Source organism: Idiomarina sp., assembly GCF_019431395.1.
Classification (GTDB): Bacteria; Pseudomonadota; Gammaproteobacteria; order Enterobacterales; family Alteromonadaceae; genus Idiomarina.
In genome coordinates, this window is sequence record NZ_CP080268.1 from 596,258 (window position 1) to 608,953 (window position 12,696).

At 48.1% G+C, this 12,696-nt stretch carries 11 protein-coding genes; 7 read left to right on the forward strand and 4 right to left on the reverse strand.

All coding sequences use genetic code 11. The annotated features are described in order from the left end of the window. Window positions 1–65 precede the first annotated feature (65 nt). Entirely contained in the window at window positions 66–626 is a 561-nt protein-coding gene (locus KZ771_RS02970; RefSeq protein WP_290570540.1) for a porin family protein, read from the forward strand. 1 nt (window position 627) lies between these two features. Here KZ771_RS02970 and KZ771_RS02975 read toward each other — a convergent pair whose 3' ends face one another. Then, the gene (locus tag KZ771_RS02975) at window positions 628–1,353 is read right to left on the reverse strand and encodes a nucleoside-binding protein (RefSeq protein ID WP_290654312.1); all 726 of its coding nucleotides are present in this window, start codon (window positions 1,351–1,353) and stop codon (window positions 628–630) included. Between the two features lie 273 nt (window positions 1,354–1,626). Between KZ771_RS02975 and KZ771_RS02980 the strand changes: the two genes are divergently transcribed. From KZ771_RS02980 to KZ771_RS02990, 3 genes are all read left to right on the forward strand, one after another. Next, entirely contained in the window at window positions 1,627–2,181 is a 555-nt protein-coding gene (locus KZ771_RS02980; RefSeq protein ID WP_290654313.1) for a DUF6436 domain-containing protein, read from the forward strand. Window positions 2,182–2,251: 70 nt separating this feature from the next. Next, the gene (locus tag KZ771_RS02985) at window positions 2,252–3,853 is read left to right on the forward strand and encodes a sensor domain-containing phosphodiesterase (RefSeq protein ID WP_133539323.1); all 1,602 of its coding nucleotides are present in this window, start codon (window positions 2,252–2,254) and stop codon (window positions 3,851–3,853) included. 1 nt (window position 3,854) lies between these two features. Beyond that, the gene (locus tag KZ771_RS02990) at window positions 3,855–4,766 is read left to right on the forward strand and encodes a sensor domain-containing diguanylate cyclase (RefSeq protein WP_290570548.1); all 912 of its coding nucleotides are present in this window, start codon (window positions 3,855–3,857) and stop codon (window positions 4,764–4,766) included. Here KZ771_RS02990 and KZ771_RS02995 read toward each other — a convergent pair. Then, a complete protein-coding gene (locus KZ771_RS02995; protein WP_290570550.1) occupies window positions 4,759–6,081 on the reverse strand; it encodes a DASH family cryptochrome in 1,323 nt (440 codons plus the stop codon). The genes KZ771_RS02990 and KZ771_RS02995 overlap by 8 nt on opposite strands. A 74-nt stretch (window positions 6,082–6,155) precedes the next feature. On the opposite strand from KZ771_RS02995, the gene KZ771_RS03000 reads away from it, so the two are divergent. After that, the gene (locus KZ771_RS03000; RefSeq protein WP_290654314.1) at window positions 6,156–6,611 is read left to right on the forward strand and encodes a DUF3429 domain-containing protein; all 456 of its coding nucleotides are present in this window, start codon (window positions 6,156–6,158) and stop codon (window positions 6,609–6,611) included. A gap of 53 nt (window positions 6,612–6,664) precedes the next feature. On the opposite strand, the gene KZ771_RS03005 is transcribed toward KZ771_RS03000, so the two are convergent. Next, window positions 6,665–9,445, reverse strand: a complete 2,781-nt coding sequence (locus KZ771_RS03005; protein WP_290654315.1) for a pitrilysin family protein — start codon at window positions 9,443–9,445, stop codon at window positions 6,665–6,667. A 213-nt stretch (window positions 9,446–9,658) separates the two neighbouring features. Here KZ771_RS03005 and udk point away from each other — a divergent pair, with 213 nt between their 5' ends. Continuing rightward, window positions 9,659–10,291: a uridine kinase gene (gene udk, locus KZ771_RS03010; protein WP_290654316.1), complete on the forward strand. Its 633-nt coding sequence runs from the start codon at window positions 9,659–9,661 to the stop codon at window positions 10,289–10,291. Window positions 10,292–10,302: 11 nt separating this feature from the next. Then, a complete protein-coding gene (locus KZ771_RS03015) occupies window positions 10,303–11,511 on the forward strand; it encodes a NupC/NupG family nucleoside CNT transporter (protein WP_290654317.1) in 1,209 nt (402 codons plus the stop codon). Between the two features lie 121 nt (window positions 11,512–11,632). On the opposite strand, the gene tesB is transcribed toward KZ771_RS03015, so the two are convergent. Next, the gene (gene tesB / locus KZ771_RS03020; RefSeq protein ID WP_133539316.1) at window positions 11,633–12,493 is read right to left on the reverse strand and encodes an acyl-CoA thioesterase II; all 861 of its coding nucleotides are present in this window, start codon (window positions 12,491–12,493) and stop codon (window positions 11,633–11,635) included. Between the last annotated feature and the right edge of the window lie 203 nt (window positions 12,494–12,696).

A 12,696-nucleotide genomic window follows, 5' to 3' on the forward strand; every position in this document is an offset into this window, starting at 1 on the left:
CCTGTTGTTTGTTATATGGAGTGCTATCATAGGGAAACTTTTGGCCCCTTAAGGAAGAGGAAATAATGCAAGGTATATTTAAAAAGCTATCATTGGTTACTTTGTCTGCGCTGGCGTCAACGTCCGCTTTGGCGCAACAACCCATGCAATGGAATGATTATTACATTGCGGTGCAGGGTAGCCAGTTCAGTGCGGATTCGGGAGCGGCGGACATTCCGACTGCTAAACCTAATGTGCTGAGCTTTGCGGTTGGGCAGACGATTCATCCTAATGTGGCGGTCGAGGCACGTTTAGGTTTTGGCGTAGCCAACGACACCATCAGTTATGAAGTTATGCCGGGTACGTCGATTAATAGCGAAGTGGAATTAGATTACGCGGTCAGTTTATTGGCAAAACCGCAGGCGCAGTTAACCAATCAATTGTCGGTATATGCGTTGGCTGGTTGGTCACGCAGCGAAATTAGCAGTGGTGGCACATCGGGTGCAGAGAGCGGCTTGAGTGTGGGTGCCGGCTTTGAAGTAAAAACATCACAACAGCTGGGTTTTTACTTGGATTGGTTGAGGCTAATGGACGAAGATTACTTTGAATTATCGTCCATTAACCTGGGCATGACTTACCGTTTTTAGCTTAGAAGTGCCACTTTAGCAGCAAGTTCGGATTATGCTCGTTTACTCCCTCAATATAAAACTTGTTGCGCCAGTAAACATATTCCAGGCCCACGTAAAGTGGGCTTTTTAATTCCAGGTAGGGGGCAATATCCAGTTTCAGCTGCGAGGTGAAGTTAAGGTTTGCCGGACCAACGCCGGAAATTCCTGAAGCATAGTCAATAAAACCATCATATAACCAGCGGCTATTACCTAAGCTAAAGGAGGTGGCCCAGGTTGCCGTTAACTGGTAGTTATTGGCGAACCCGTCGTTATTGCGGCGATAAGCGTCCAGCTCTAGGTAGTCGAACCCCGGGGCATTGAAAGCGACACCCAAACCATAAAGGTAGTGGGTAAAGCCATCTCCGATTTCTGCCGTGGTAGTAGCGCTGATGTTACTAACCCAACTGTCGCTGTACTCAGTAAGATAAACTTCGGGTGAAACCTCGATATAGGTTTCGGTATCACCATTTCCCGATTCTAACCGATCAGCGAAGCTAAACAATTTGCCCCAGCTATAGCCCGAGACGTATTCAAGGGTAAGCACTTGCCGATCACTATCGCCAACCTCGTAATCGTCGCCATACAAGTAAGTTAAGCTGGTATCAGACCAATATTGTTCTGCCGCTATCGGCGTGGTGGCCAACAAAGCCGACAGAGCGATTGACGGGGTTGCGATGCGCTTAACTATTTTTGAACGTTCATACATAAAAAAGTGGCCAATTGTCTAAAAAGGCGTCATTATATTTATCTCAGACGATTAATCCAGTCACAGAGTGATTAACGTAATAGCGTCTGTCTTTGTTGTATTAGAGGTTTTCATGGCCGCCTACCCCTGGGTTCTTTCCGCACACCGCGTGTTTACCGGTGTTTTGCTTGCGCATGGTATCCGATCAGGAGCAGCGTTTGGTCGATAGTAACGATCGCAAAGCGCAGCAAATGGCTGAGGCGGCAGAACGGTTGCGTCAGCAGGTGGAGCGCTTTGCTGTCTAAACGCTGGCGTCAGCGCAGCCTGTGGCTGTTGATCGTAGCTTGGTTTGGTGCCGTTCTGGTTGGTCTTTGGTGGCTGCTGGAGGCGCGCTTGGTATGGTTCGATGCCGAGGGCCGTTTACAGCAGCAGGTCAGTAGTAATGACTTTGAGCAGCGGCTGGCTAGCGAGTTACAACACATTGCGCCTGACCTGAGTTCATCGGTTTTTCACGTGTTCGCGCAGAGTTGCCAGTGCAACTGGCGTACACGCGGGCACCAGCAAGCCATAGAACGTTCAGTCAATGTGCAAGGAGGTCACAATATCACCATTGATATCGATCAATACCCCGAATTAAAAACACTGCTACCGTCAACACCAGCGGTGATTATTTATAACGCTAACCGGCAGTTAGTGTATTTGGGACCATACGCTGATGGCGCGTTTTGTACTACTGAAACGAGCTTTGTCGAACAACTGCTACCCGAAATCAACAGCAACAAGTTAAAAGCCAACGGTGGCTGGGTAAACACAGTTGCAAATGGTTGTTATTGCAATGTCGCAATTTAATTCCAGTCGGGTTAGAGTAGAACGATAATAATAAAAAATTCACATTACAGTCGTTGTTAAGGGGTCGTTGGTGCATAATCAACAATTGCTCTCGCAATATGTTGCGGCATTAGAATCTTCCGCATTGTGTGCACGCTTGGATGCGCACGGGCGAGTTGTCTTTATCAGCGAGTCACTTCAGAAGCAGTTACACACTGATGCTGCCGTTATTGGCACACGTTTTACGCAATTTATTGAGCCATCCAACCGTGACCAATTAACCGATCGGATAAACTACGCGATTGAGTTTAAGCAGAGCTGGAATGGCATTGTGCGGTTGGTTTCCGCAACGACAACTGACAAGGACAGCGGTGCCTGGTTTAAGTGCTTGACTATTCCGTTATTCGAAAATGAACAGTTGTCAGAAATTGTCTTGTTGCTACAGGATATCTCCCGCGAAGTCTATCTGGATGAACTCCTCAACGAAACGCGTTTTGACGCAGTAACCGGGTTGGCAACCCGTGTTGATTTGCTTAATGACCTGAAAAAAGCTCGGGCACAATGTTTAGCGATATTAGATATTCGCAAATTTCGTTCGTTTGTGGACTTTTATGGCCTCGAGTTTGGTGACCAGTTACTGCGCGCATTCAGCAATTGGTCAGCTCAGTACTTATCCGAGAGTCGGTTGAATATTTACCGACTCTATGGCGATAAGTTTGCCATTGCCGCCGATTTTAGAATGATCCCAAACCTGTTTGAAGTTCACCTGCAACAATACTACGATGCGCTTGCCAAAGCGCAGTTCACAGTTGATGGCGGCGATGTTGAAATTGATATTGCACTGGGTATGGGAGTTGGCCGCAAAAAGCTTATTCAACTGGCGGAGAGCGCTCTGGCTAAAGCTAAAAAAGTGTTCTCCGGTTACCAAATAGAGTGTGTTAAAGAGCGTGACTTTAGCCATTCGCACCAAATTAATTGGATGCCGAAGATTCAGGCTGCGCTGGATAATGATAACTTTGTTAATTATTACCAGCCGATAAAGAGTAGTAATGGTCAGCACGTGGATTATTATGAGGCGCTGGTGCGCTTACGTGACGGTAAAAATGACCTACCGCCAGGCTTGTTTCTAGACAAAGCGAAAACCACGCGTTATTACAGTCAAATCACCCGCTCGGTTGTGCAACAGGCGATGGTGCAATCGGAACGTCATCAGGTTGCGATATCGGTTAATGTTTCTATCGAGGATATCCTTAATCCGCAGACCGTGGAATTCATCCTGACAACTCTCGACCAACATCCCGCAGCGCAACTGATTTTTGAAATCACAGAGACCGAATCGACCGAGGATTTTTCGGCGGTCGAGGAATTTGCACAGCAAGTCCGTCAGCGAGGAGCTAAAATAGCCATTGATGACTTTGGTGTGGGTTATTCAAACTTTTCGCGTTTGATTCAACTGCATCCTGATTATTTAAAAATTGACGGCAGTATCATCAAGAACATTCTGGAAGATAAAAGCAATGCCAGTATTTTAAATGGCATGATCAGTATCTGCCGCGAACTGAATATCCCGATGGTGGCTGAATTTGTCGAAAACGAAGCCATTAACGGCTATCTGACTCAGCAACAAATAGAATACTTGCAGGGTTATTACATCGGTAGGCCGGCGCCGCACATATCGCAGTGGTTGAATTAATATGGAAATTGAAAAGACCTTTCGTGAATTCTTAGAAATCATTCCGGATGGTGCACTGGTCATTGACCAGACAGGGACTATTGTCGCCGCCAATATAGCCGCAGCAACTATGTTTGATTATAGTTCAAGTGGCTTGATTGATTTGCCGCTTGATCAACTCATTCCGGTCGAGTTTCGACAGGCGCATGCCGGGCATTTAAAGCACTTTTTTGAGCACCCGGGTAAACGCTCTATGGGCAATGGCCTGCGGTTTCCTGCGGTAAAACGCAGCGGTGTCACGTTTTACGTGGATATCATGCTTAATCAAATGGATGTCGACGGTGCGCTTTACGGCGTTGCCATTGTTCGCGATTATACCCTCCAGCAACAAGCCGAAGAGAAGATCCGCCGCGAGCTGGAATTTGAAAAGCGCCAGGCCTTAACCGACCACTTAACCGGCGTGATGAACCGCCGTGCGTTTGTGGCTCAACTGAATGAAGAACTGCAACAGCTAGCTGAGCATGGCACGCCTTTCGCGGTCGGTTTTATCGATTTGGATGACTTTAAAGAGGTGAATGACAAGTTTGGTCATCAATATGGCGATGAGGTGTTGCAGGCTATTGGTAAGATGATTACCTCGTGCAGTCGTCACTCTGATCATGTTGCCCGTATTGGTGGCGATGAGTTTGCCACCATTCATCCGATGATTTCAGCAGAAAATGCCCAACAGATGATGGAGCGGTTACGCACACAATTAGTCTCGGGTATCGCGTCAGAACACTTGCCTGTTACTTTATCTATCGGCTTATGCCAGTGCGACCAACTCTCTCAGGGGCATACGGTCGAAAGCATTATCGATATGGCTGACAAGGCTATGTATCAGGCAAAAAGCGCAGGTAAAAACGCGGTGGTGTTGGCTAAGCCGGCTAACTAATCGGCCAATCTGCAGCGTCAGTACTGTCCATCGAGCGCGTGGTATTGCCTTGCCAACGTGCAATAAACTCGCCATCCGGGTCAAACTGATTAGTCTGCTTGTCCAGGTTAAAATGCCTACCGCCGCGTGGGTCAGCGCCAACTCCCGCAATGTATTGCCAGTTGCCCCAGTTTGAACCTATATCATAATCCAGTAATTGTTGTTCAAAATAGGCGGCACCATAGCGCCAATCAATAGCTAATTCGTTAACCAGACAGCTGGCGACGATTTGACGGCCACGGTTGGACATATAACCGGTCTGGTTGAGTTGCTTCATACAGGCGTTAACTAATGGGAAGGGGGTAGTGCCGCAACACCATTGTTTAAACCGGGCAGGATAAAATGTCGTCTGCGGCTTGATATTATTAATGCCACCGACGGCGAAGACACGCCCCTGGTAATGCCGTAGATACCAGAAAAAATATTCCCGCCACAGTAATTCAAAGACAATCCAGTAGGTCGATTCGTTTTCGCTGTGCTCTGCTTCGTACTTGCGTAATCGGTTAATCACTTGCTGTGGCGAAAGGTTGCCGTGAGCAAGGTAGGCTGACAACTTGGTCGATTGTTCAAAACCGTCCAGAGCATTACGGGTTTGTTTATAGGTTGCCGGTGCCGCGCTGCTAAAATAGCTGTGCAGGTGACGTTGTGCCGCAGACTCCCCCCCGCTTAGCCAGGTGTCAGACAGGTTTTGGGTAAGCTCAAGTGGGGGCGCCGTCGAGCCGCCCATTGCTTTGTGGTCAAAATTTGTTGGCTGCTCCGGCTTCGCAGTAATGCTTAATGACAAAGGCTCGAGACGCCGCCGGAACTGGCTATAAGAAGCGGGAAACTGTTGCTCGTCAAAGGGCAGGTGGTGTTCACTCAACAGGGTACTATTGGCTGATGCGTTGAATGCAATAAACCGAAACTGCTTTTGCAGTTGTTGCCACCGGCGTCGCTCATAGACGCCGTTTTGAAGCCCGGCGAATACCGCTTCTGGTTGGTATTGGCTGATTAACTGGCTGATTTCGTCCAGTGGTTCTCCCACACGAATCAGCAGTTGGTGGCCGGCTTGTTCTAATTGGTGCTTTAGATCTTGCAGTGACTGCCAAATAAAACTGAGGCGTTGCTGACCAAGACTGGGCATACCATAGCGGCCGCGCGATAGGCTATTTTTATCAATAACATAGCAGTAGCACAGTGCGTCTGATTGACGTTGTGCGGTTTGCAAAGCGATATTATCCGATAAGCGCAGGTCATGGGTAAACCAATAAAGCGAACGGGAATAAGTTTTACTCATCAACTAAACTTAACCAGGTTAATTCTCGTTATAACAGTCAATTACGCAAAAACTAACAAAATGGACGTGTTCTGATGGAATCTGCAAAAACAAAACTGATGCAACTTTTGGGTTATGCCGGGCTTGTTCCGTTCTTGATTTCTGCACTGGCCGAATTAATGGCACTAAACCTACCGATACCGGTGTCACCGATGACGCTGCTACTGACTTATGGTGCCATCATTTTAAGCTTTATGTCGGGCACGCTCTGGGGAAGAGCGATTCACAGGGCGGATAGTGAAGCGACTAATAGCTTGTTGTTACTCAGTAATCTATTTGCGTTGCTGGCCTGGTTAACATTATTGCTCGACAGCGTGTTTTGGGCATTGTTGGTGCAGATGGTCGGTTTTGCGTTGGTGCTTGTGTTTGAGCGTACATTGGCCCGAGGCACACTAATGACAACGCAGTCAGGCTATTACCCCATGCGTCTTATTCTTACCACCGGCGTTATTGTTTGTCAGCTGTTGGTGCTGGGTAATCATATCTTTTAAACACAAAAAAAGTGCAGGACACGGGTCCTGCACTTTTCAGTTTTAAGGTGCTGTTATTTTACGTCGTCAAGAATCGTGACTTCGCCCAGATTTAGCGAACGTACTTTCTCTTCGATTTGCTCTAAATCACCAACGATAACCCATGTCATGGCGTCGGGACGCAGCACACTATCAGCAGTTTGCTTAACGCTATCCAAATCGATATTTGAAACACGTTGCGCATAGGCTTCTAAGTACTGCATGTCTTTGCCTTTGTTCAATGTGTCACTGACTGCATTGATCAATTGACCTTTGGTCTCGTAAGCGCCCGGCAATTTAGCTACTTTATTAGCTTTTACTTTCGCTAACTCGTCAGCAGTAGCAGGATTTTCACCCTCGTATTGAGTAAATTCTTTAACAATTTCCTCAATTGACTCCTGGGTTTTATCCGTTTGTACCGGAGCTAAGGCGATCAACAGACCCGGACCCAGGTTGTCTAACCACATGGAGCGCGCTCCGTATGACCAACCTTTGTCCTCACGCAAGTTCATGTTTAAGCGGCTGGTAAAGCTACCGCCTAAAATGGTATTCATGACATCGATAGTATCAGCATTATCTACCGTACCCGATGGGGCTAATTGACCTGCGATGATCAATGATTGCGGTGTGCCGGGTTTATCGATCAGGAATACCCGCGCTTGTTCCTGCGCAGCAGGGCGTTCTAAGACTTTGCTCGGCTTAGCGCTCGCCGGAGCCTGCCAGTCTGCCAGTTGCTGCTCCAGTAACGGCTTAATCTGCGCCTCTGTGGTGTCACCAACAATAACCAGTCGGGCGTTATCCGGACGTAACCAGGTTTGTACATGGTCGACTAAATCGTCGCGTGTTAACGCGTTGATTGAGTCAACAGTACCTGAGCCCGTTAACGGCTGGCTGTAAGCGTGGTCTTCACCAAACATTAAACCGGGTACAACGCGCAGAGCCTGAGTTTGCGGACGAGCCTGTTCTTTGCGAATGTCTTCAAGCCAGTTAGAGCGTTTACGATCGATTTCCGCTTGTGGGAAGGTCGGCCGCAAAATAATCTCGCTCATCAAGCCTAAGCTTTGTTCCAGGTTAACGGTCAAGCTGTTCAGGCTAATGGTTGAGGTGTCTAAGCTGGCGTATGCATTCAAACCCGTACCCAGATTTTCCAGTTTTGCGGCAAGCTCCATAGGGCCGTAATTTTCGGTGCCTTCTTTAAGCATCGACATGGCAAAGCTGGCGGTACCGGCGTGAGTGCCTGCATCAGCTGCGTAACCGGCGTCAGCAACCAAACGCATTTCAACGGTAGGTGTATCGTGGCGTTCGGCAAGATATACTTCCAGACCATTGGACAGCGTAAAGGTATTTAATTCCGGTAACTCAAGTGTTGGCAGATCACCAACGTCCGGAAGTTGGTCACGGCTTGCCTGCGCTTCGCCGGCCTGATAACCAGGTTGTGGCTGTACGTGCAGAATGAAGTCGCCGTCAGTTAACCAACGTTTACCAGCTGCTTGTAAATCGCTAACGGTGGCATTTTTAAGCCAGTCCATTTCTTTCGCATAAAAGCCGGGGTCACCATGGTAAACCTCGCCTGAGGCAAGTAAATCAGATTTACCACCAAAACCACCCACTTTTTCGACGCGACGCACAAAACCTGCGGTGGTGCTGAACTTGGTGCGTTGCAACTCTTCCTGTGTCGGACCTTCAGTTAACAAGCGGTTAAGTTCTTCGTCAATAATGGCTTCTACGCGGTCCAGGTCGACACCTGCTTTGGCGTCAGCAGTGATAAAGAACTGACCGGCCAAATCACGACCGAATTGGAAGCCACCAACTGAGCTGGCAATTTGCTCTTCGTATACTAAGCGCTCGTATAAACGCGAGTTTTTGCCATTAGCCAGAATATCTGACAGTAAGCTGAGGTATTCATGGTCTGCAGTACCTAACTGAGCGGTATTCCAGATACGATAAATACGCGCAGCCGGCACGTCATCCTGCATGGTGGCACGTTTAGTACCTTCGCGCTTAGCAACCCAGGCTTCAAGCTTTTGCAGCGGTTTACCGGGTGCAATATCAGCAAAATATTTTTCTACTTTTTCTTTAGCGGTTTCGACATCAATGTCACCGGCTAACACTAATACTGCGTTGGAGGCGCCGTAATAGTCTTTGAACCACTGGTGGACATCATCTAACGAAGCATTGTTTAAGTCTTCCATCGAGCCAATAACGGACCATGAATAGGGGTGACCTTCAGGGAAGGTTTGCTCTGCTAAGTAGCCCCAGACACGACCGTAAGGTTGTGCTTCGCCCTGGCGTTTCTCGTTTTGTACAACGCCACGCTGTTCGTCTAACTTTTCCTGAGTGACTGCCCCCAGCAAATGACCCATGCGGTCAGATTCCATCCACAACGCCATATCTAAGGCCGGGGTGGGAACATTTTGGAAGTAGTTGGTGCGGTCATTGTTGGTGGTGCCGTTCATTTCTGTTGCACCAGCGCGCTCAAACGGGCCAAAGTATTCGTCGTCGTAGTTTTCTGTGCCATTAAACATCAGGTGTTCAAATAGGTGAGCAAAGCCGGTTTTGCCGGGTTTCTCGTCTTTAGAACCCACTGCATACCACACGTTGACGGCAACGATAGGGGCTTTACGGTCTTCATGCACAACTACTGTTAAGCCGTTGTCCAGTTTGAATGTTTCGTAGCTTACCTCGATTTCAGGAAACTGTTGTTGATTTACCGATTGTTCAGTTTGGGTCGTAGCATTGGCGCTTTGTGTCATTTGGCATCCGCCAAGTAACGCTGCGCTAACAGCCACTGCCGTTAAAGTTTTTATCATTTTCATTCGTAAAAGTTCCTTAGAACGTTCTCTCGAACATAACGTCATACAATAAATAGCCAAGCTACTATAGCGGGACTACTTGTAGAGCTGTAGCAAGATGCGTTACAAAATTGTAACGAAATTAGACAAAGCATTTCGGACACTAGGCTTTTAATTGTGATAACAATCAAGGATAATTGCGCGCGGTCAGAAAAGCTTAAGGGAAAACACACGCTTGTGAGTAAGACGACAGTTATTGCAATCGCAGGGGCCTCAGCCTCGGGTAAAAGCTTGTTTGCTTCGACGGTTTATCACGAACTGGTCGAGGAACTGGGTAGTGATGGTATCGCTATTCTTGCCGAGGATGCCTACTATCGGGATCAAAGTCATATGACCATGGAGCAGCGAGTGCTGACCAATTATGACCAGCCCTCGGCGTTTGAGCATGATTTATTATTGCAGCATATCCAGCAACTGCGCCGCGAAGAGGCCGTTGACATGCCGCAGTACAGCCATACAACGCACACCCGCCTACCAGAAAGTATTCGTGTTGCTCCTGCTAAAGTGATAATGGTAGAAGGAATATTACTGTTAACTGACCCCGCGTTAAGGCAGGAATTCGATATTGCGGTGTTTATGGATACGCCCTTAGATATTTGTCTGCTGCGCCGCATCAAGCGTGATATAGAAGAGCGTGGCCGTACTTTGCAGTCAGTTGCAGAACAATATGAGCAGTATGTGCGTCCGGCATTTTTCGACCACATTTTTCCGTCCAAGCAGTACGCTGATCTGGTTGTCACCCGCGGTGGTCAAAACGAGATCGCTATCGACATTATAAAAACAAAAATACGCCAGTTGCTGGCAGAATAAGTTGGTCCTATATGAATAGTTTACTCGGCATTGCCGTTATCCTTCTGGTTGCTTACTTACTGTCAACCAATCGCAAGAATATTCGCTGGCGCACCGTTATCGGTGCGTTTGCTATTCAAATGTCACTTGCCGGCTTTGTGCTTTACGTGCCCCTTGGGCGCGAGATGCTGTTTAGCTTTGCTCAAGGCGTCTCGGCGGTTATTGGCTACACCTCCGCCGGTATTAACTTTTTGTTTGGCGGCCTGGCATCAGAAGAATTTGGCTTTGTTTTTGCTATCCAGGTACTCAGCGTTATTGTTTTCTTCTCGTCACTGATTTCGGTGCTTTATTACCTGGGTATCATGAAGTGGATTATTCGTATTCTGGGTGGCGGCTTACAAAAATTACTGAATACCAGCCGCCCCGAGTCGATGTCGGCGGCAGCTAATATTTTTGTCGGCCAAACGGAAGCGCCGATGATGGTCAGACCCTTTATCGGAACCATGACCCGTAGTGAGTTATTTGCTGTCATGGTCGGTGGTATGAGCTCGGTATCCGGGTCGGTATTGGCCGGCTATGCAGGAGTCGGAGTTGAGCTTAAATACCTTATTGCAGCAAGCTTCATGGCTGCGCCCGCGGGCTTCTTGATGGCTAAGATGATGATTCCGGAGTGCGAAACTCCGCGTAATGATCTGGAAGAAGTTGAAGTCGAGGACAACTCTGCCAACGTAATTGATGCAGCCGCATCAGGGGCTTCCAGTGGTCTTCAGCTTGCCATGAACGTTGGTGCGATGCTGTTAGCCTTTGTTGCGTTAATCGCTTTGGTGAATGGTATATTTGGCTGGGTCGGTGGCTGGTTTGGTTACCCCGGACTGACCATGCAGGAAGTTTTTGGTTATGTGTTCCAGCCGGTGGCTTATGTGCTGGGTATCAGCTGGGACGAGGCACAAATTGCCGGTAGCTTTATTGGCCAGAAGCTGGTGATTAACGAATTTGTCGCCTACCTGGACTTTGTTAACTACAAAGATCAGCTAAGTGAACACGCGCAAGTCATTATTACTTTCGTGTTGTGTGGTTTTGCCAACTTCTCCTCAATCGCCATACTGCTCGGTGGGTTAGGCGGTATGGCGCCAAGTCGACGCCATGATATAGCTCGTTTGGGCATGCGCGCTTTACTCGCGGCAACAATGGCAAACATGATGAGCGCCGCAATCGCTGGCTTCTTCGTGTCACTGACCTAAGCCAAGGTCACGGCGTTCAAGGCACCAACGGTGCCGCCAGGCAAATGGCCACAGGCCATGTCAAGCAAAGCGCGAAGCGCTGCCAAGCAAGCTGCACGGCAGCGCCAAGCAAGCCAACGCGTCAGCGTTGGCGCCGCATCACACCTTCCTGAATAGTAGACGCAACCAGTGTGCCGTCACGTGTATAGATTTGCCCTCTGACTAAGCCACGATTACCGCTCGCCGATGGGCTGTCGATAGCATAGAGCAACCAATCGTCCATGCGGAAATCGCGATGGAACCACATGGCATGATCAATGGTTGCAACTTGCATGTTCGGTTGTGCAAAGCTCATGCCGTGTGGCTGCAATGCCGTGGGCAAAAAGTTAAAGTCTGAGGCGTACGCCAATAGGTATTTGTGCACGCGCAGGTCAGCCGGCATTTCGCCGTTGGCTTTAAGCCAAACGTAGCGCTTGGGTTCGTCTTTTTCCGGTTTGAACGGGTTGTAGGCGGTCACAAAGCGCATTTCGATTGGCTTTTCGCAAATAAACTTATTACGGATCGGCGCAGGAATTAAATCCTGATGCTCTTTGTAGATATCAATATCTGATACCAGCCCCTCAGGACCGGGGACTTCCGGCATGGTGTCCTGATGTTCAAAGCCGACCTCGTCTTCCTGAAACGAAGCGGTCATATGAAAAATGGGTTTGCCGTTTTGTATCGCTTTGACGCGACGCGTGGAGATGCTTTTGCCATCACGAATGACTTCTACATCGTATACAATTGGCTTTTTAGCATCACCCGGGCGCAAAAAGTAACTGTGAAACGAGTGCGCGCCACGTTCAGGAGGCAGTGTCTCTTTAGCTGCCGACAGGGCCTGGCCAATAACCTGACCACCAAACACAGCGCCAAAGCCCAAATCTTGACTATTGCCGCGGTAAATACCTTGCTCGATAGTTTCTAACTGCAGAAGGTTTAACAAATTATCTAATACTTGGCTCATTGCCTTGCTTCCCTGTGCTTTACTAAGTGTTCATTGATACAATGAGTAATAGTGTACCCAATTGATCTGATTTCGTCTTTATCGACTATGTTCTATAGAAACAATTAATAGTAAAAATAAATGCTTATCGAATAATACATAACCGTCAGGGCTGGCGAGTTTTTGTTGATTGTGTTTGACTATTAACAACAAAATCAATGGCC

Bases quoted from the DNA above. Each gene is read 5' to 3' on its own strand.
- KZ771_RS02970 (WP_290570540.1), top strand. From the start codon at position 66: ATGCAAGGTATATTTAAAAAGCTATCATTGGTTACTTTGTCTGCGCTG.
- KZ771_RS02975 (WP_290654312.1), bottom strand. From the start codon at position 1,353: ATGTATGAACGTTCAAAAATAGTTAAGCGCATCGCAACCCCGTCAATC.
- KZ771_RS02990 (WP_290570548.1), top strand. From the start codon at position 3,855: ATGGAAATTGAAAAGACCTTTCGTGAATTCTTAGAAATCATTCCGGAT.
- KZ771_RS02995 (WP_290570550.1), bottom strand. From the start codon at position 6,081: ATGAGTAAAACTTATTCCCGTTCGCTTTATTGGTTTACCCATGACCTG.
- KZ771_RS03000 (WP_290654314.1), top strand. From the start codon at position 6,156: ATGGAATCTGCAAAAACAAAACTGATGCAACTTTTGGGTTATGCCGGG.
- KZ771_RS03005 (WP_290654315.1), bottom strand. From the start codon at position 9,445: ATGAAAATGATAAAAACTTTAACGGCAGTGGCTGTTAGCGCAGCGTTA.
- KZ771_RS03015 (WP_290654317.1), top strand. From the start codon at position 10,303: ATGAATAGTTTACTCGGCATTGCCGTTATCCTTCTGGTTGCTTACTTA.
- tesB (WP_133539316.1), bottom strand. From the start codon at position 12,493: ATGAGCCAAGTATTAGATAATTTGTTAAACCTTCTGCAGTTAGAAACT.